Origin of the sequence: Sphaerisporangium melleum, assembly GCF_014646695.1 — a bacterium.
GTDB lineage: Bacteria > Actinomycetota > Actinomycetes > Streptosporangiales > Streptosporangiaceae > Sphaerisporangium > Sphaerisporangium melleum.
Genome location: NZ_BMNT01000130.1, coordinates 1 through 519, shown reverse-complemented (window position 1 = coordinate 519; position 519 = coordinate 1). Strand labels below are relative to the sequence as shown.

The following is a 519-nucleotide window of genomic DNA, read 5'->3' as shown; positions in this document are numbered from 1 at the left end:
ATCGAGATCAACGGGTCGCTGGGCAGCCTGTCCTTCGACTTCGAGGCGATGAACGAGCTGTGGTTCCACGACCACACGCTGCCCGCCGAGGACTCCGGGTTCCGGCGCATCCTCGTCACCGAGTCCGGCCACCCGTACGCCGGCGCCTGGTGGCCGCCCGGGCACGGCCTCGGCTACGAGCACACCTTCACCCACGAGGTGAAGGACTTCGTCGAGGCGATCGGCGCGGGCACCGACCCCGCCCCGTCGTTCGCCGACGGGCTCCGGGTGCAGCGGGTGCTCGCCGCGGTGGAGGAGAGCGCCGCCAACGACAGCCGCTGGACACCCGTTTCCTGACCCCGTCCACCTGACCCTGACCACCATGTCCTGACGGCCCACCGCGTGCCGGCGGTGGGCCCGCCAGAATCGATGAGGAGAGCGGACATGACCCGACCGATCACCTTGTTCACCGGCCAGTGGGCCGACCTGCCGTTCGAGGAGGTGTGCCGGCTCGCGGGCGAGTGGGGCTACGACGGCCTG

Annotated in this window: 1 pseudogene; it reads left to right on the top strand. The window is 70.7% G+C overall.

The features are described from left to right. Nucleotides 1–336 (top strand): annotated as a pseudogene (locus IEY93_RS39195) (gfo/Idh/MocA family oxidoreductase); the annotation flags it as partial. Nucleotides 337–519 lie beyond the last annotated feature (183 nt).